This is a genomic window from Albimonas donghaensis (genome assembly GCF_900106695.1).
Classification (GTDB): domain Bacteria; phylum Pseudomonadota; class Alphaproteobacteria; order Rhodobacterales; family Rhodobacteraceae; genus Albimonas; species Albimonas donghaensis.
In genome coordinates, this window is record NZ_FNMZ01000006.1 from 88,640 (window position 1) to 106,070 (window position 17,431).

The following is a 17,431-nucleotide window of genomic DNA, read 5'->3' on the forward strand; positions in this document are numbered from 1 at the left end:
AGGGCTTTCGGCCACGAGGATACGGCCCGCGGCGCGGAGGGCGTGGCGCAGGCGGACGGGAAGGGCGAAGTCGGGAGGGAAACGCAGCGCGGCGCGCCGCGCCCGGAGGGGCGGGCGGCGCGCCGGCGGGTCCGGAAGCGCCCGGACCGGATCAGGAGAGGGGCGGCCTCAGCCGTCCTTGTTGACGTCCACGTCGGGCAGTTGGATGGTGACCGAGGGTTCGTCGGAGCCGAAGGGCGCCTGACCCGTATAGGCCATGTATCCGAGACCAGCGACGGCGACGAGAAGCCCGCCGACCACGAAAGCCAGCGCCGAATTCGAGCCTTTGCCGTGATTGCCGGCCATGTCCTTGTCTCCTTGCGTTCGATGACGTTGCTCGAAGCAGGTGGAGCCGGCGCGACGGCCGTCGAGGAATACGGCGCGAATACCTTCATTGCGGCGAGATTTTGGCGGAGCGGGCGGGCCATCAGTGGGCCACCGCCGCGGCGACCGACTCGTCGATCATGCGTCCCTCGCGGAACCGCTCCATCCCGAAGGGGCCGGCGATCGGGTCCGCGCCGTTGGCCAGCATCGAGGCCGTCGCCCAGCCCGAGCCCGGGATCGCCTTGAACCCGCCGGTGCCCCAGCCGCAGTTGATCCAGATGCCGGGCACGGGCGTGGGCCCGATGATCGGCGAGCGGTCGCCGGTCATGTCCACGATCCCGCCCCATTGCCGCAACATGCGCAAGCGGGAGATCACCGGGAAGGTCTCGACCAGGGCGCGGACCGTCTCCTCCACATGCTGGAAAGACCCGCGCTGGGTGTAGTTGTTGAACCCGTCGGCGCCGCCGCCGATCACCAGCTCGCCCTTGTCGGACTGGGACAGGTAGCCGTGAACGGTGTTGGCCATGACCACGCAGTCGATCACCGGCTTGATCGGCTCGGACACCAGCGCCTGAAGGGCCACCGATTCCACCGGCAGGCGGAAGCCCGCCATCTCGGCCAGCACGCCGGAATGTCCGGCGACGACGATGCAGAGCTTCTTCGTGCGGATCGCGCCGCGGGTCGTCCGCACGCCGGTCACGCCGTCGGCGTCGCGGTCGATGCCGGTGACCTCGCAGTTCTGGATGATGTCCACGCCCATCTCCGACGCCCCGCGGGCATAGCCCCAGGCCACCGCGTCATGGCGCGCGGTGCCGGCGCGGGCCTGCCACAGCCCGCCCAGCACCGGGTAGCGCGGCCCGTCGATATTGAGGATCGGCACGATCTCGGCGCAGCGGGCGGGGTCGACCATCTCGGTCTCGATCCCCTGGGCGCGGTTGGCGTGGGCGGTGCGCTCATAGGCGCGCTTCTCGTGCTCGGTCTGGGCCAGCATCAGCACGCCGCGGGGCGAGAACATGATGTTGAAGTTGAACTCCTGGCTCAGCGTCTCGTAGAGGCCGCGGGCCAGCTCGTAGATCTTCGCCGAGGGGTCGCGCAGGTAGTTGGAGCGGATGATGGTGGTGTTGCGCCCGGTATTGCCGCCGCCGAGCCAGCCTTTCTCCAGCACCGCCACCTTCCGGACGCCGTGATTTTTGGCGAGGTAATAGGCGGTGGCCAGCCCGTGCCCGCCGCCGCCGATGACGATGACGTCGTATTCGGCCTTGGGCTCGGGCGAGGCCCAGGCGCGCTGCCAGTCCTGGTGGTGGCTGAGCGCGTTGCGGGCCAGCGCGAAGACCGAATAGCGGGCCATGGGTCGGGTCTCCTGATCGCGGTTCGGGGCGGGCGGTTCGGGTCTGGATGCGCGAAGCGGGCCGCGCGTCCCGACCCTATCGCGCGGAGCGGCTCCGACAAGGCGCGCGAATGCGCCGTCCTGTCATGCGAACGCGACAGCGCGCGCGGTGGTCGCGGGGTCGGGGGGAGATCGGCGCGGCGCGGGGCCGCGGCGGGGCGGCCTCCCGCGGCCGCGCCCGCCCCCCCCGCGCGAGGCGCATCGCAGCGGCATCGCGGCGGCGTCTCGGTGGCGTCTCGGCGGCGTCTCGGCGGGCGCGGGTCGGCGGGCGCGGGCGGGGGCGGGTCCGGCGCCGGCCCGCGCCCGCCGCGGCTTCGCGCCTCACGGCGGCGTCGGTGGACGTGGCGGCGGGGCGGGGTTAAGTCCGGACCAGACGTTCCGCGGCTCGTCCGCCCTTTCGGAGCCCGCACCGCATGGCCTTCTGGCTCGCCGCCCTGCTTCTCGCGCTGATCTGCGGCGCCTGGCTCGCGCGTCCGCTGCTGGCCGGGCGCGCCGCCGCGGCCCCGCGCGCGGCCCATGACCTTCAGGTGTTCCGCGACCAGCTTCGCGCGGTGGAGCGCGACGTGGCCCGCGGCGTGCTGCCCGAGGCCGAGGCCGAGGGCGCGCGGGCCGAAATCTCCCGCCGTCTGCTCGCCGCCGCGGCGGAGGCCGAGGCCGCGGCGCCCGCCGACGCCGCGCCGCGGGGCGCCTCGCGCCTGCTGGCCGCCGCGCTGGGCCTGCTGCTGCTGGGCGGCGGCGCCGGGGTCTACGCGATGATCGGGGCGCCGGGCCTGCCCGACCGGCCGCTCGCCCAGCGCCTGGCCGACATCCGCGCCGCCGAGCCGCCCCGCCCCTCCCAGGCCGAAGCCGAGCGGCTGGAGGCCGACCGGCGCGCCGCGGAAGCCCCGGCGACCGCCGCAGCCCCCCTCGCCGACGACCCGGAAACCGCACGCCTGCGCGACCTGGTCGCCCGCCTGCGCGGCATTCTCGAGGACCGCCCCGACGATGTGCGCGGCCGCCGCCTGCTGGCCGACAGCCTGCTGCGGCTGGAGGACCCCGCCGGCGCCCAGGCCGCCATGCGCGAGGCCGTCGAGCTTCAGGGCGACGCCGCCCCCCCCGCCGACCGCGCGGCGCTGGCCGAGACCATGATCCTCGCCGCCGGCGGCTATGTCTCGCCCGAGGCGGAGCGCCAGCTGGGCCTCGCGTTGCAGGCCGAGCCCGGGCAGCCGGTGGCGCGCTACTATGCGGGGCTGGCGCTGGCCCAGACCGGCCGCTACGGGCTGGCGCTGCGCTTCTGGCGGGCGCTGCTGCGCGAGGGGCCGCAGGACGCGCCCTGGATCGCCCCGATCCGCGCCCAGATCGGCGAGCTGGAGCGCATCGCCGCCGCCGCCGGCGACCTGCCCCCCGAGGCGCCCGGCGGGTCCGGGTCCGGGGCGCTCCCGCCCGGTCCGTCCGAGGAGGATGTACAGGCCGCGCAGGACCTCTCCCCCGAGGATCGCGACGCGATGATCCGGGGCATGGTCGCCCGGCTGGAGAACCGGCTGGCCGAGGATGGCGGCCCGCCCGAGGACTGGGCGCGGCTGATCTCCGCCTATGGCGTGCTCAACCGGCCCGAGGACGCGGCCCGGATCTGGAAGGACGCCGAACGCGCCTTCGCCGACGCGCCGGATGCGCTGAACCGCCTGCGCGGCGCCGCCGTCGACGCGGGCGTCACGGAGGCCCTGGAATGACCGACGCGCCGAAACCGCCCGCCTCCGCCGGGCCCGCGCCGATCCTCGAATCCCCCCAGGCCGCGGATTTCGCGGCGGGACTGGTCCGGGGCGGCCAGCTGATCGGGCTGGACCTGGGCGACAAGACCATCGGGGTCGCGGTCTCGGACGAGGGGTTCCACATCGCCTCGCCGCTCTCCACCGTGCGCCGCAAGAAGTTCGGGGCGGATGTGGCGAAGCTGGTCGAGATGCTGGACGGGCGGACCGTGGCGGGCTGGGTGCTGGGCCTGCCGGTGAACATGTCCGGCGACGAGGGCCCGCGCTGCCAGTCGACCCGCGCCTTCGCGCGCAACTTCTCCCGCCTGCGGCCCGAGCCGATCCTGCTCTGGGACGAGCGCCTGTCCACGGTGGCCGCCGAGCGCGCGCTGCTGGAGGCCGACGCCTCGCGCCGCCGCCGGGCCGAGGTCATCGACCATGTCGCCGCGGCCTATATCCTTCAGGGCGCGCTGGACCGGCTGGCCTCGGTGCGGGCCGAGGGCGGGCGGGCATGACCGACGACCTCTGGCGGCGCGACGAGATCGAGAGCCCCTGCACCAATATCTGCCAGATCCATCCGGGCGCGCGCATCTGCATCGGCTGCCTGCGCACGGGCGAGGAGATCGCCGCCTGGTCCCGCCTGAGCGCCGAGCGCCGGCGCGAGATCATGGCGGACCTCCCCTCCCGCGCGCCGCGGCTGCGCGACCCGGCCAACCGCCCCTCCCGCCGCCGCGAGCGCTGAGGGCGGAGCCGCGCGACGACCCGCGCGCCCTTGACGCGGGGCGCGCCCGCGCGGCGCCGAACCGGGGGCGAGAGCGGCGACGAGGCCGGGCGGGCGGGCGTCGCTCGACGCCGCAGGCGGCGGGCGCGGTCGCGCCGGCCGGGCCCGCCGGGCCGAAACGGATCGGGCGGCCCGGTTCAGGCGGCCCGGTTCAGGCGGCCCGGTTCAGGCGGCCCGGTTCAGGCGGCGGGGATCAAGCCGCGTGGGCGGGGGCGACGGCGGCCAGCGCCTCCTCGATCAGCTCCGGTCCCGCATCGGCCCGCGTCGAGGCCGAGGACAGCACCTGCCGCCAGCGCCGCGCGCCCTTGCGTCCCGCGAACAGGCCCAGCATCGGGCGCAGAACCCGGTGCAGGCGCTCGCCGCGGGCCATCGCCTCCTCCGCGTAGTCGATCATCGCCCGCGCCGCGGCGTCGGGCGTCGCATCCGGGCCCGGCTCCCCGAAAATCCGGCGATCCGCCGCGGCCAGCACCGCGCCCGGATCGTGCCAGGCCGCGCGCCCGATCATCACCCCGTCCACGCCCTGCGCCAGGAACCCCTCGGCCGCGTCCAGCGAGGCGACGCCGCCGTTCACCACGATCTCCAGCTCCGGGCGCCGGGCCTTCTGCGCGACCGCCAGCGGGTAGTCGAGCGGCGGGATGTCCCGGTTCTCCTTCGGGCTCAGCCCCTGCAGCCAGGCCTTGCGGGCATGGATCGCGAAATGGCTCACGCCGGCCCCGGACACCCGGTCGATGAAGGCCGGCAGCGCCGCCTCCGCCACCTGGTCGTCGACCCCGATCCGGCATTTCACCGTGATCTCCGGCCCGCCCTCGGCCCGGCTCGCCGCCGCCATCGCGCCCACGCAATCGGCCACCAGCCCCGGATCGCGCATCAGGCAGGCCCCGAAAGCGCCCGTCTGCACCTTGTCCGAGGGGCAGCCGACATTGAGGTTGATCTCGACATAGGGCCAGCCGCAGGCGATGCGCACCGCCTCGGCCAGCGTCGCGGGGTCGGAGCCGCCGATCTGCAGGGCCACCGGCCCCTCCCGCTCCGGCGAGAACGCCAGGTGGCGCGCCGCATCCCCGCGGGTGATCGCCGAGGCCACCACCATCTCGGTATAGAGCAGCGCCCGGCGCGACAGCAGCCGGTGCAGGACCCGGCAATGCCGGTCGGTCCAGTCCATCATGGGCGCGACAGAGAGGCGCCGGTCCGGTTTTTCCATGCGTGCTCCGCGTCCTGCTTGTCTGCGCCGTCTTGTCCGCGCCGTTTGCCCGCGCCGCCTTGCCCGCGCCGCCTTGTCCGCGCCGTTCGACGGCGGCGGGCGCGGGGGCCGGTGGGGTCCGCGCCCGCGCCGCGGGCCGCGGGCGCGCCGCGAACGACGCTCGGCGCCCCCCCCCCTCGGCGGTGCGGCGCAGCTGGCCGGGCGCCGGGCGCATCCGACGCCGCGGCGCGCCTTTTAGCACGCCTCCGCCCAACTGCCACACCCCTCGCCAACCGCCGCCCGCGCGCCCCGCGCCCGGTTGACCTGACCCGCCCCACCGGGCATCTACGCCGCGTTCCGGTTCCGCGCCGGGGGCTCGCCCCTCCGGTCGGACGAAAAAGGGAACGCGGTGGGGCCTCCGCAAGGGGGCCGAGTCCGCGGCTGCCCCCGCAACTGTGAGCGGCGAGCCGACCCTCGACATGCCACTGGCCCCCCCCCGCGCGATGCGCGGGAACCGGGCCGGGAAGGCGAGGGCGCGGCCCTGACCCGCGAGCCAGGAGACCTGCCGGCGCCTCGTCATCCTTCCTTCGTGCGGGGCGCGCGCGGGAGCGGTTCGATCCGCAGCGGTGATTTCGCAGTCGTCGTCTGAAGGGTCGAGATCTTCCCCCCGGAAGCCCCGTCCCCGGACACGGATCCTGCGTCGCCGGGCCAAGCCCCCCGCGCGACGCGCCGACACGAAGGGGACCCCATGTTCCGCACACGCCACGCGGTCTTCGCCGCGCTTCCGCCGCTCGTTCTCGCGGCGCTTCCGCTCTCGCTCCAGGCGCAGGAAACGGCCGACGCCGTGGAGCTCGCCCCCGTGGTGATCTCCGGCGGGCTCACGCCCATCGCGGCGGAGCGCTACGGCCGCGCCAACTCGGTGATCACCGCCGAGGAGCTGGAGGACCGCCAGATCACCTACGCCGTGGACGCCCTGCGCGCCCTGCCCGGCGTCGCGGTCAGCCGCACCGGCGGCTTCGGCGGAACCACCCAGGTCCGCCTGCGCGGAGCCGAAAGCAACCACACGCTGGTGCTGATCGACGGGGTCGAGGTCTCGGCCCCCGAAACCGGCGAATACGACTTCGGCGGGCTGCTCGCCGCCGACATCGCCCGGATCGAGGTGCTGCGCGGCCCGCAATCGGCGCTCTACGGCTCCAACGCCGTGGGCGGCGTGATCTCCATCACCACCAAGGGCGCCTCCCGCCCCGGCCTGCGCTGGTCGGGCGAGGCCGAGGCCGGGACCGACGGGACCGGCGCCGTGCAGGGCGCGGTCCGCGGGATGGGGGAGATCGGGTCGTTCTCGCTCTCGCTCGCCCGGCGGGAGACGGAGGGGTTCGACATCTCCGGCACGCCGGGCGGCGAGGAGGACGGCGACCGCAACCTGACCTTCAACGCCCGCGGCGAGATCTTCGCCAACGACTGGCTGACGCTGGGCGGCACCGCGCGGGTGGTGGACCGGCATTCGGACACCGACGGCTTTTTCTTCGCGGCCCCCGACACCGCGAGCCTGGTCTTCGACGACGCCTCCGCGCTCGACCGGCAGGAGGCGTTCGGCGCGCTCTTCGCCATCGCCGAGCAGGGGCGCTTCCGGCATGAGGCGCGGGTCTCCTACCTGAACGCCGACGACGCGACCACGCTGAACGGGGCGGATGTCACCGACACCACCTCGACCCGGCTGCAGATGTCGGCGCAGTCGACCATCGGCCTCGATGCGGGGGCGCTGGAGGCGGCGGATCACACGCTGACCGCCAAGGCCGACTACGCGCGCGAGACCTTCGTGAACAACGACCCGGCGCTGGTGTTCGACCCCAGCCAGCTCGACCAGCAGTCGCGCGCCCTGTTCGGGCTGGCGGCGGAGTATCGGGGGACGTTCCTCGACGCGGTGGACGTGCAGCTCGGCGCCCGCCACGACTTCAACGACGATTTCGACGACGCCACCACCTGGAGCGCCGGCGTCTCCTGGCGCGTGGCGGGGACCGGGACGCGGCTGCACGGCTCGGCCGGGACCGGCGTGCAGAACCCCACCATGTTCGAGCAGTTCGGCTTCACGCCGGGCCAGTGGCAGGGCAATCCGGACCTGGAGCCGGAGGAGAGCTTCGGCTGGGACATCGGGATCGAGCAGCGGTTCTGGTCGGATCGCGCGATGATCGACGTGACCTATTTCCGCCAGGACCTGACCAACGAGATCGGGACCGTCTACGACGCCGCGTTCGTGGGCACGCCGGTGAACCTCGCCGGCACGTCGGAGCGGCAGGGGATCGAGGTCGCCTCCACCCTTCAGGCCACCGACCGGGTGACGCTGGGCTTGACCTATACGTGGCTGGATGCGGAGGATCCCACCGGCGCGGTCGAGGTGCGCCGGCCCGAGCATGAGCTGGGGGCCAACGTGACCTTCGCCTTCCTCGACGGTCGGGCGCGGGTGACGGTGGACGGGCGCTATGCGGCCGGGAACCGGGACCTGGATTTCCGCGCGCCCTACGTCCCCAATTCGCAGGTGAAGCTGGGGGATTACATGGTGCTGAACGTGGCGGCCTCCTACGCGGTGAGCGACACGGTCGAGGTGATCGGCCGGGTCAGCAACGCGCTCGACGCCGACTACGAGGAGCTGGACGGCTACCAGACGCAGGGCGTGGCCGCCTATGCGGGTCTGCGGGTCCGGTTTTGAACCTGCCCTCCGGCATGCGACGCGCCGCCGCCATGACCCTCGCAGGGGCGGCGGCGCTGGCGGGGGCGGCGCTGGCCGTCCCCGCAACGGACCCGGCGCCCGGCGCGCCGGCGTCCGCGCCCGCGCCCCGGGGCGAGAACGAGGCCCCCCGCCGGGTGGTGTCGCTGAACCTGTGCACCGATCAGCTCGCCATGCTGCTGGCGGCGCCGGGGCAGTTGCTGTCGGTCTCCAGCATGGCTTCCGACCCGCATGTCTCGGCGATGCGGGACCGGGCCGGGGCGTTCGCGGTCAACCACGGGCGGGCCGAGGAGATCTTCCTGATGCGCCCGGACCTCGTGCTGGCCGGGACCTACACGGCGCGGGAGACGGTCTCGATGCTGCGCCGGCTGGGCTTCCGGGTGGAGACCTTCGCCCCCGAGGCCGATTTCGACGCGATTCGCGCCAATATCCGCCGCATGGGCGCCCTGCTGGGCCGCGAGGCGCAGGCCGAGGCGATGGCGGCGGAGATGGACGCGAGGCTGGAGGCCGCCCGCCCCGCCCCGGACGCCCCCCGCCCGCTGGCCGCGCTGCTGGAGGCGGCGTCCTGGTCCTCGGGCGCCGGCACGCTGGCCCATGAGATCGTCACCGCCGCCGGCCTGCGCAACCTGGGCGCGGAGCTGGGGATCACCGGCATGGCCCGCCTGCCGCTGGAGCGGCTGGTGATGGGCGCGCCGGACCTGCTGATCGCCGCGCGCCCCTACACGCCGCCGTCGCTGAGCGAGCAGGGGATGCGCCACCCGGCGCTCGACCCTCTTCAGGCGCGGGCGGGGCGGGTGGCGCTGTCGGACGCCCGCTGGGTCTGCGGCGCGCCCTTCACGGCGGAGGCGGTGGCGGATCTCTCCGCGGCCCGCCGGGCGCTGACCGGGGAGGGGCGCTCCGCGGCGCTCGTCCCCGCCGCCCCCGCTGCGAACGCGGTCGCGAGATGACCCGCCCCCTGCCCTATCCCTGGCTTCTGGCCGCGCTGGGGGTGCTGGTCGCGGCGCTGTTCTGCGTGTCGCTGCTGGTCGGGCCGGCGGGGCTGGGGTTCTTCGATTCCCTCGCCGCCCTGCTGGCCGGACGGGGCGAGGCCGAGACCCTGGTGATGCGCGAGATCCGCGCCCCCCGCGCCGTGCTGGGCCTGATGATCGGGGCGACGCTGGGTCTGTCGGGCGCGGCCCTTCAGGGCTATCTGCGCAACCCGTTGGCCGAGCCGGGGCTGCTGGGCGTGACCGGCGCGGCCTCGCTGGGGGCGGTGGCGGCGATCTATTCGGGGCTGTCGCTGATTTTCCCGCTGGCGCTGCCGCTGATGGCGCTGGGGGGCGCGGGGCTGGCCTCGATGCTGCTGATCGGGCTGGCCGGGGCGCGGGGCGGGGCGCTGACCCTGATCCTCGCGGGCGTGGCGCTGTCGGCGCTGTGCGGGGCGCTGACCGCGCTGGCGCTGAACCTGTCGCCCAACCCCTTCGCGGCGACCGAGATCATGTTCTGGATGATGGGCTCGCTCTCCGACCGCTCCTGGACCCATGTGGGGCTGGCGGCGCCCTTCATGCTGGCGGGCTGGGCGGCGCTGGGCTTCGCCGGGCGCGGGCTGGACGCGCTGACGCTGGGCGAGGACGCGGCGGCGAGCCTGGGCGTGCGGCTCGACCGGCTGCGGCTGGCGGTGGTGCTGGGGGCCGCGGCCTCGGTCGGGGCGGCGACGGCGGTGGCGGGGGGGATCGGCTTCGTCGGCCTCGTCGCGCCGCATCTGCTGCGCCGGGCGGTGGGGGCGCGCCCCGCCCGCCTGCTGCCTGCGGCGGCGCTGGGGGGGGCGGCGCTGCTGCTCGCCGCCGACATCGCCGTGCGCCTGATCGCGCCGGAGCGGGACCTGAAGCTCGGCGTGCTGACCGCGCTGGTGGGGGCGCCCTTCTTCCTGCGGCTGGTGCTTTCGACCCGGAGGCGGCTGGCATGAGCCTGCTGACCCTGCGCGGGCTGAGCGTGCGCCATGGCGACCGCGTGGCGGTCCACCCCACGGACCTGGAGATCGGACCGGGGGAGCTGGTCGGGCTGGTCGGGCCGAACGGGGCCGGCAAGTCGTCGCTGATGCGGGGGGCGCTGGGGCTGGCGCGGGCGGGGGGCGAAAGCTCGCTCGCCGCGCTGCCTGCGCCCGCCCGCGCCCGCGCCGCCGCCTGGCTGCCGCAGGCGCGCGAAATCGCCTGGGCGGTGACGGTGGAGACGCTGGTGGGCCTTGGCCGCCACCCGTTGCGCGCGCCCGGCGCGCCGCTGTCCGGCGCGGACCGCTCCGCCATCGCCGGGGCCATGGCGCGCATGGACATCGCCGGTTTCGCGGACCGCCCCGCCACCGAGCTTTCGGGGGGCGAGCAGGCCCGCGTGCTCATCGCCCGGGCGCTGGCCCAGCAGGCGCCGCTGACCCTGGCGGACGAGCCCGCGGCGGGGCTGGACCCGGCCCATCAGCTCGCCTGCATGGGGGCCTTCGCGGACCTGGCGGCGGAGGGGCGGGCGGCGGTGGTGTCGCTGCATGACCTCGGGCTCGCGGCCCGGTTCTGCACGCGGCTGGTGATGATGGCGGGCGGGCGCGTGGTCGCCGACGGGGCGCCCGACGCGGTGCTGACCGCCGACCGCCTGCGCGAGGTCTACGGGATCGAGACGTTCCTGACCCGCGCCGATGGGGCGCTGGTCGTGCAGCCCATGACCCTGTCGCGCCCGTGAGCCCGCCGCTGCTGACCCATCGGCTCGCGCGGCCATGGCTGGTGGCGGAATTCCCCCGCCCCCTGCGGGCGCTGAGCTGGGCGCCGCATCGTCCCGGCCTGGTCGAGACCGACCTCGTGGCCTGGCGCGAGGTGCGGGACGCGGATCTGGGCCCGGATTTCGACGCGCATGACTGGCTGGCCGGGCAGATGGCGGGGCGCGGTATGGCGGACGCCGTGGGCCTGCTGACCTCCCGCGACGTGTCCTCCTTCACGCTGGCGGAGGCGGAGACCGAGGGGATCCGCGCCGCCTGCCTCGCCACGGTCGGACTGGGGAATGCGGAGCGGGCGGGGGATGCCCGGCAACCGGCGGAGGCGCACAGGCCCCTCGAAAAGCCCCATATCGGGACCATCAACCTGGTGGCGGCGGTGTCGGCCCCGCTGTCGGAGGCCGCCTTGATCGAGGCCATGTCCATCGCCGCGCAGGCCCGCACCCGCGCGGTGATGGAGAGCGGCCGGCGCCTGCCCGCCGCCGGGCCGGCCACGGGCACGGGCACCGATTGCGTGGTGGTCGCGGCGCCGCCGGGAGACGTCCGCCATGCCGGCCTGCACACCCCGGTCGGCGAGGCGCTGGGCCGCGCCGTCCACGATGCGGTCGCCGAGGGCGCCCGCGTCTGGATGCGCGCCTATGGCGGCGCCGGGTAAGCGCCCCCCGGAACGAATCGTCGGCGTCGGGGGCCTGCGGCCTCGGCCGCGAGCGAGGGCTGGAAGCGCTCCCGGCGTCGGCAAGGTCGGGGGCGGAGAGGTCATGAGGGGCGAGCCGGGACTCTGCCATCGCGGCGCAGCTGTCGAAACCGGGCGCCTCGTCTGCGAGGCGGATGCAGACGCGCCCGGCCGGCGCCCGGCGATGCACCCGCGTCAGCCCATGGGCGGCCGGGTCGAAGTCCGGCCCCATACCCCGGGCCCGGAGCAGACGGTCGTCCGGTTCACAGGTCCGCTGGCGACAGGGGCGGACCAGCCTGGCGACCCGGCCGCCCATGGGCTCGGCCCGAAGGCCCGGTGCGGAGGCGGGAAAGAACCGGCCGCGCGCGCCGGGGGGCGGGTCTCCTGGCGCGGCGCGGGCGCCGCAACGCAGCGATCGCGACAGGACGCGGCGTTTTTCAGACCTGCGCGCTCGGGTCGCCAGATCGCGCACGGGGGCGCCGCGCCGGGGGAGAGACCGGGCGGGGGCCGTCAGGCCTCGGCGGCGCCCTGCGCGCGGGAGGCGCGGCGGGTCAGCGCCATGCGCCGCGCGAAGGCCGCGATGAAGATCGCGGTCAGGATCAGGATCACCGTCGGGGCCGGGGCGCTGTCGAGGAAAAAGCTCGCATAGGCCCCGCCCAGCATCGAGACCAGGCAGACCGCGCAGGCCACGGCCAGCATCCGCCCGAAGCTGCGCACCAGCAGGAAGGCGATGGCGCCGGGCGCGATCAGCAGCCCCACCGCCAGGATCAGCCCGGTGGCGGTCAGGGTCGCCACGATGGTCAGCGACAGCGCCGTCAGCAGTCCGTAATGCAGCCACCCCACCGCCAGCCCCGAGGCCCGCGCCTGCGCCGGGTCGAAGGCGTGCAGCAGCAGATCCTTCCACTTGGCGAGCAGCCCGACGGAGACGCCCAGCGCGATCAGCCCGGCGGTCCACAGATCCTGCGTCCCCACGCCGAGCATGTTGCCGAACAGCACGTGATCCAGGTGCATGTCCGAGGAGATCGAGGTGTAGAGGATGATCCCCACCCCGAACATGCCCGAGAACACCACGCCCATCACCGTGTCCTGCTTCACCCGGCTGTTCTGCGCGAGATAGCCGGTGGCCACCGCCGTGGTCATGCCCGCCGCGAAGGCGCCCAGGATCAGCGGCAGGCCGAGGATATAGGCCAGCACGATGCCCGGAAGCACCGCGTGGCTGATCGCGTCGCCCATCAGCGCCCAGCCCTTCAGCACCAGAAAGCAGGACAGCAGCGCCGTGGGAAAGGCCACGATGGCGCAGATCCAGAAGGCGTTCTGCATGAAGGGGAACTGGAAGGGCAGGAGCAGGGTCTCGGTCATGTCCGGGCCTCCCGCTCGGCGGGCGCGGGGGCGGGCGCGGGGGCGGGCGCGGGGGCGGCGGCGGAAAGCTCGGCCTCGACCGCGGCCTCCTCCCGCGCCAGCGCCCCGGCGGCCTTGCGCTTCGCCGCCAGCAGCCCGTGCCGCGGCGCCCAGACGAAGGCGGCGAGGAAGATCGCGGTCTGAAGCGTCACGATCACGCCCCCGGTGGCCCCGTCGAGGAAATAGCTCAGATAGGCCCCGAAGAACGAGGTCAGCGACCCGATCGCCACCGCGATCCCGATCAGCCGGGGGAAACGGTCGGTCAGCAGATAGGCCGTCGCCCCCGGCGTCACCACCATGGCGATGACCAGGAACGCCCCCACCGTCTGCATCGCCGCCACCACGCAGGCCGACAGCAGCGTGAAGAACACCGCCTTCAGCAACCCCGGCCGCAACCCGATGGAGCGCGCGTGGCTCTCGTCGAAGAAGGTGACCATCAGGTCCTTCCACTTGGCCAGCAGCACGGCGAGCGACACGAAGCCGATCAGCGCGAGCTGCAATGTGTCCTCGGGCGTGATGGCGAGGATGTTGCCCATGGTGATGGTCTGGATCGACACCGCCATCGGGTTGACCGAGACCATGAACAGCCCCAGCCCGAAGAAGGCGGTGAAGATCAGCCCGATCACCACATCGGCCTTCAACCCCGAGCGGTCGGAGAGGAACAGCATGGCCGCCGCCGCCAGCCCGCCCGAGATGAAGGCGCCCAGCGCGAAGGGCAGACCCAGCATGTAGGCCCCCGCCACCCCCGGCACCACGGAATGCGAGAGCGCGTCGCCGATCAGCGACCAGCCCTTCAGCATCAGATAGGCCGAGAGGAACGCGCAGACCCCGCCCACCAGCGCCGAGACCCACATGGCGTTGGTCATGTAGGCGTAGCCGAAGGGTTCCAGCAGCAGGCTCATTCCGGATCCTCCCCGCTTCGAACCGCGGCGGCCCCGGGCCCGGCCTTCGCCGCCCGGACCTCGACCTCGTGCCGATGGGTGCGGTCGCCGTATTGCACCAGCGGACGCTCGTCGTCGGTCAGGATCGAGACCCGGCGCGGGTCGTCGTCGTCGTGCAGATCCTCGCCGCCGAGCGTGAAATGGCGCAGGACGCCGCCGAAGGCGCGCTCCAGGTTGGCGCGGGTGAACACGGCGTCGGTGCGCCCATAGGCCAGCACCGTGCCCTTCACCAGCACCGTCCGGTCGCAGAACTCCGGCACCGAGCCGAGATTGTGGGTGGAGACCAGCATCACCCGCCCCTCGTCGCGCAGCTCCCGCAACAGGCCGATGATCTGGGCCTCGGTCTTCACGTCGACGCCGGTGAAGGGCTCGTCCAGCAGGATCACCCGCCCCTCCTGCGCCAGCGCCCGGGCGAGGAACACGCGCTTGCGCTGGCCGCCCGAAAGCTCCCCGATCTGGCGCTTGCGGAAATCGGCCATGTTCACCCGGTCGAGCGCGTCCGCCACCGCCGCCCGGTCCCGCGCCGAGGCCCGGCGCAGGAAGCCCATATGGCCGTAGCGGCCCATCATCACCACGTCCTCGACCAGCACCGGAAAGGCCCAGTCGACCTCCTCGGACTGGGGGACATAGGCCACGAGGTTGCGCTTGAGCGCCTCGCGCACCGACATCCCCAGCAGCTCGATCTCGCCGGCCGCGGCGGGGACGAATCCCATGATCGCCTTGAACAGGGTGGATTTGCCGGCGCCGTTGACCCCGACCAGCGCGGTGATCGTGCCGCGGGGGATCTCGAAGCTCGCCCGGCGCAGGGCGGTGTGGCCGTTGCGATAGGTGACGGTGACGTCCCGGGCGCGGATGCCGCCCCCCGGCTCGCAAGCGTCGGGTTCGCGGGCGTCGGGCGCAAGGGCGTCGGGGGCAAGGCCCGCTTCGGCGCCCGGCGCGGCCCCGGGGCCGTCCGCGGTCGCCTCCGGAGCGGCGGAGGCGGGCGGGGTCGCGGCGGGGCGGTCGTCAGGCATTCGGAACGGTCCTTGCGGCGGCTGGGAGCGGCGGCGCGCCCGGCGGCTGGGAGAGGACCGGGCGGCGGGGAGGCGGCGGGCGGGTCCTTGTCGTCAGTTCATTCCGGCTTCGAGCCCCTCGGCGATGGTGCGCGAGGTGAGCGCCAGCATGTCGAGATAGGTCGGCGCGGGGCCGTCCGGCTCGGACAGACTGTCCACATAGAGCTCCCCGCCGTAATGGGCGCCGGTCTCGCGGGCCACCTGCCTGGCCGGCGCGGTGTTCACCGTGCTTTCGCAGAACACCGCGGGGATGGCGTGGTCGCGCACCCCGTCGATCACCGCGCGCACCTGCTGGGGCGTGCCCATCTGGTCGGCGTTCATCGGCCAGAGATAGAGCTCCGCCATGTCGAAGTCGCGGGCGAGATAGCTGAACGCGCCCTCGCAGGTGACCAGCCAGCGGCGGCTTTCCTCGATCCGCGCGATCCGGGCCTGAAGGGGCTCGATCACCGCGCCCAGCTCGGCCTTGTAGGCCTCGGCGTTGGCTTCGTAGGCGGCGGCGTTGTCGGGATCGTGCGCGGCGAAGGCGGCGGCGATGTTGTCAATGTAGATGCGGGCGTTCGCCAGCCCCATCCAGGCGTGGGGGTTGGGCTTGCCCGCATAGCTTCCGCCGCCGATGGGCAGCGGGTCGATGCCGTCGCTGAGCGTGACCGAGGGCACGTCGCCCAGATTGGCCAGGAACTGCTCGAACCACAGCTCCAGGTTCAGGCCGTTCCACAGGATCAGGTCGGCGTCATGGGCGCCCACGATGTCCCGGGGCGTGGGCTGGTAGCCGTGGATCTCGGCGCCCGGCTTGGTGACCGAGACCACCTCCGCCGCGTCGCCGGCCACGTTGCGCGCCATGTCGGCGAGCACGGTGAAGGTGGTGACGACCTTCATCTTCGCCGCGGCCGCGCCGGGCTGCGCCAGCAGCGCCGCCAGAGCCAGCGCCGCGCCGCCGAGCCTGCGCGTTGTCGTCGACGTCATCGGTCGGATCTCCTCGCAACCCTCGTCATCGGGCTTTACCTTGAGAATCATTCTCAGGAAGTCAAGGTTATTGCGAACGGTTCTCAGGATTGTCGCAGGCGGGGCGCGGAGGGGCGACCTCGCGGCCCGTTGGCGCCCGCGCCCGGCCGGGCCTAAGACTGGCCCCATGCAGGACGCCGCCCCCCCTCCCGACCGGCCGGACCCGCCCGCCTCCCGGCAGGGCGCGGTGCGGCGCGAACTGGGGCTCGCGCTCTACGCGCTGCAATTCCTCACCCGCATCCCGGTTCCGGCCTGGGTCGGCCATGCGCCGGACATGCTGGCCCGCGCCGCGCGCTGGTATCCGGCGGTCGGGGGGCTGGTGGGGCTGGCGGCGGGCGCGGTGTTCGCGGGGGCTTCGGGCTTGGGCCTGGCGCCCCTGGCGGCGGCGGCGGCGGCGATCGCGGTCTCCATGGCGCTGACCGGGGCGCTGCATGAGGACGGGCTGGCCGACACGCTGGACGGGCTCGGCGGCGGGGCGACGCGGGAACGCGCGCTGGAGATCATGCGCGACAGCCGCATCGGGGCCTATGGCGCGGCGGCGCTGATCGCGACGCTGATGCTGCGGGCCGGGGCGCTGACCGGGCTGGGGCCGGCCGAGGGGTTCGCGGCGCTGGTCGCCAGCCATGCCGCGGGCCGGGCCGCCATCGTCGGCGCGCTGCGTTTCGCGGGCTATGCGCGGACCGAGGGCAAGGCGTCGGCCGTGGCCGGCGGATTGGCGCGGGGGACGCTGGCGGCGGCGCTGGCGATCGCGGCGGCGATCTGCGCGGCGGCGGCGGGGCTCGCCGGGCTCGCCGGGCTCTGCGTCGGGCTGGGGGCCGGGGCGCTGATGCTGCGCCGGCTGGTGCGGCGGCTGGGCGGCTATACCGGCGACGGGCTGGGCGCGGTGGAGCAGGCGGCCGAGATCGCGGCGCTTCTGGCGCTCGCCATCCTGCTGGTCGGGCCGTGAGCGCCCGGCCGCTGGTCATGCGCCACCCTGCGGTGGCGGCTGCGCCGGGGCTCTGCTACGGGCGCCGCGACCCCGGCCTCGCGCCCGGATGGGAGGCGGCGGCGGATGCGCTGCGCCCCCGCCTTGCGGACCGGGGGTCGATCATCGCCTCTCCCGCCCCGCGCTGCCTTCTGCCCGCCCGGCGCCTGGCCGCGGCGCTGGCCATCCCGCTGCGCGTCGATCCGCGCTGGCAGGAGCTGGATTTCGGGACCTGGGAGGGGCGCCCCTGGGCCGGGATCCCGCGCGCCGAATCCGACCCCTGGGCCGAGGACCCCGAGCATCGCGCCCCCCCGCAGGGCGAAACCTTCGCCGCCCTGCGCGCCCGCGTGGCCGAGGCCTGGGCGGAGGCCGAGGCCGCCCCCGCGCCCCTCGTTCTCGCCCATGCCGGCCCGATCCGGGCGCTGCGCATGGCGCTGGCGGGACTGGATTTCGCGGCCGCTTTCGCCTGGCCCGCGCCCCATCTCACCCCCCTCGATCCGGCCGCCTGACGGCGCG

Annotated in this window: 17 protein-coding genes and 1 riboswitch; of the genes, 10 read left to right on the top strand and 7 right to left on the bottom strand. The window is 74.6% G+C overall.

What is annotated here, in order from left to right:
• Window positions 1-168: 168 nt before the first annotated feature.
• Both BLV24_RS22055 and BLV24_RS15765 read right to left on the bottom strand, forming a co-directional pair.
• A complete protein-coding gene (locus BLV24_RS22055) occupies window positions 169-345 on the bottom strand; it encodes a hypothetical protein (protein ID WP_176954776.1) in 177 nt (58 codons plus the stop codon).
• 121 nt (window positions 346-466) lie between these two features.
• On the bottom strand, window positions 467-1,711 hold the full coding sequence (locus tag BLV24_RS15765; protein ID WP_092683520.1) for a sarcosine oxidase subunit beta family protein: 1,245 nt from the start codon (window positions 1,709-1,711) through the stop codon (window positions 467-469).
• Between the two features lie 452 nt (window positions 1,712-2,163).
• Here BLV24_RS15765 and ccmI point away from each other — a divergent pair, with 452 nt between their 5' ends.
• Genes ccmI through BLV24_RS15780 form a run of 3 tightly spaced genes read left to right on the top strand, consistent with a single transcriptional unit; the run spans window position 2,164 to window position 4,216 of the window.
• Window positions 2,164-3,459 (top strand): c-type cytochrome biogenesis protein CcmI, encoded by a 1,296-nt coding sequence (gene ccmI / locus BLV24_RS15770; RefSeq protein ID WP_092683522.1) that lies wholly within the window; start codon window positions 2,164-2,166, stop codon window positions 3,457-3,459.
• Window positions 3,456-3,989: a Holliday junction resolvase RuvX gene (gene ruvX / locus BLV24_RS15775; protein WP_092683524.1), complete on the top strand. Its 534-nt coding sequence runs from the start codon at window positions 3,456-3,458 to the stop codon at window positions 3,987-3,989. The genes ccmI and ruvX overlap by 4 nt, the downstream gene beginning before the upstream one ends.
• The gene (locus BLV24_RS15780; protein WP_092683526.1) at window positions 3,986-4,216 is read left to right on the top strand and encodes a DUF1289 domain-containing protein; all 231 of its coding nucleotides are present in this window, start codon (window positions 3,986-3,988) and stop codon (window positions 4,214-4,216) included. Before ruvX ends, BLV24_RS15780 begins: the two co-directional genes overlap by 4 nt.
• 232 nt (window positions 4,217-4,448) lie before the next feature.
• Here the strand turns inward: BLV24_RS15780 and dusA are convergent, their stop codons facing one another.
• Window positions 4,449-5,453: a tRNA dihydrouridine(20/20a) synthase DusA gene (gene dusA / locus BLV24_RS15785; RefSeq protein ID WP_092683528.1), complete on the bottom strand. Its 1,005-nt coding sequence runs from the start codon at window positions 5,451-5,453 to the stop codon at window positions 4,449-4,451.
• A gap of 320 nt (window positions 5,454-5,773) precedes the next feature.
• Window positions 5,774-6,016, top strand: a riboswitch (cobalamin riboswitch).
• 164 nt (window positions 6,017-6,180) lie between these two features.
• Here dusA and BLV24_RS15790 point away from each other — a divergent pair.
• The 5 genes from BLV24_RS15790 to BLV24_RS15810 are packed head-to-tail and all read left to right on the top strand — an operon-like array spanning window position 6,181 to window position 11,540.
• Window positions 6,181-8,136, top strand: coding sequence for a TonB-dependent receptor plug domain-containing protein (locus BLV24_RS15790; protein WP_092683530.1), 1,956 nt, complete (start codon window positions 6,181-6,183; stop codon window positions 8,134-8,136).
• A gap of 32 nt (window positions 8,137-8,168) precedes the next feature.
• Window positions 8,169-9,101, top strand: coding sequence for an ABC transporter substrate-binding protein (locus BLV24_RS15795; protein ID WP_245710598.1), 933 nt, complete (start codon window positions 8,169-8,171; stop codon window positions 9,099-9,101).
• A complete protein-coding gene (locus BLV24_RS15800; protein ID WP_425426102.1) occupies window positions 9,098-10,099 on the top strand; it encodes a FecCD family ABC transporter permease in 1,002 nt (333 codons plus the stop codon). Before BLV24_RS15795 ends, BLV24_RS15800 begins: the two co-directional genes overlap by 4 nt.
• Window positions 10,096-10,857, top strand: coding sequence for an ABC transporter ATP-binding protein (locus BLV24_RS15805; RefSeq protein WP_092683534.1), 762 nt, complete (start codon window positions 10,096-10,098; stop codon window positions 10,855-10,857). The genes BLV24_RS15800 and BLV24_RS15805 overlap by 4 nt, the downstream gene beginning before the upstream one ends.
• Before the next feature lie 8 nt (window positions 10,858-10,865).
• On the top strand, window positions 10,866-11,540 hold the full coding sequence (locus BLV24_RS15810; protein ID WP_092683718.1) for an adenosylcobinamide amidohydrolase: 675 nt from the start codon (window positions 10,866-10,868) through the stop codon (window positions 11,538-11,540).
• Between the two features lie 528 nt (window positions 11,541-12,068).
• On the opposite strand, the gene BLV24_RS15815 is transcribed toward BLV24_RS15810, so the two are convergent.
• From BLV24_RS15815 to BLV24_RS15830, 4 genes are all read right to left on the bottom strand, one after another.
• Window positions 12,069-12,917 carry a metal ABC transporter permease gene (locus BLV24_RS15815; RefSeq protein WP_092683536.1) on the bottom strand — a complete coding sequence of 283 codons (849 nt, stop codon included), beginning with the start codon at window positions 12,915-12,917 and terminating at the stop codon, window positions 12,069-12,071.
• Window positions 12,914-13,858 (bottom strand): metal ABC transporter permease, encoded by a 945-nt coding sequence (locus tag BLV24_RS15820; RefSeq protein ID WP_092683539.1) that lies wholly within the window; start codon window positions 13,856-13,858, stop codon window positions 12,914-12,916. Before BLV24_RS15820 ends, BLV24_RS15815 begins: the two co-directional genes overlap by 4 nt.
• Window positions 13,855-14,910 carry a manganese/iron ABC transporter ATP-binding protein gene (locus BLV24_RS15825; RefSeq protein ID WP_092683541.1) on the bottom strand — a complete coding sequence of 352 codons (1,056 nt, stop codon included), beginning with the start codon at window positions 14,908-14,910 and terminating at the stop codon, window positions 13,855-13,857. The genes BLV24_RS15820 and BLV24_RS15825 overlap by 4 nt, the downstream gene beginning before the upstream one ends.
• 93 nt (window positions 14,911-15,003) lie before the next feature.
• Window positions 15,004-15,912 (bottom strand): metal ABC transporter substrate-binding protein, encoded by a 909-nt coding sequence (locus tag BLV24_RS15830; RefSeq protein WP_092683543.1) that lies wholly within the window; start codon window positions 15,910-15,912, stop codon window positions 15,004-15,006.
• 166 nt (window positions 15,913-16,078) lie between these two features.
• Between BLV24_RS15830 and BLV24_RS15835 the strand changes: the two genes are divergently transcribed.
• Together BLV24_RS15835 and BLV24_RS15840 are read left to right on the top strand one after the other, a co-directional pair.
• The gene (locus BLV24_RS15835) at window positions 16,079-16,897 is read left to right on the top strand and encodes an adenosylcobinamide-GDP ribazoletransferase (RefSeq protein WP_092683545.1); all 819 of its coding nucleotides are present in this window, start codon (window positions 16,079-16,081) and stop codon (window positions 16,895-16,897) included.
• A complete protein-coding gene (locus tag BLV24_RS15840) occupies window positions 16,894-17,424 on the top strand; it encodes a histidine phosphatase family protein (RefSeq protein ID WP_143040334.1) in 531 nt (176 codons plus the stop codon). The genes BLV24_RS15835 and BLV24_RS15840 overlap by 4 nt, the downstream gene beginning before the upstream one ends.
• Window positions 17,425-17,431 lie beyond the last annotated feature (7 nt).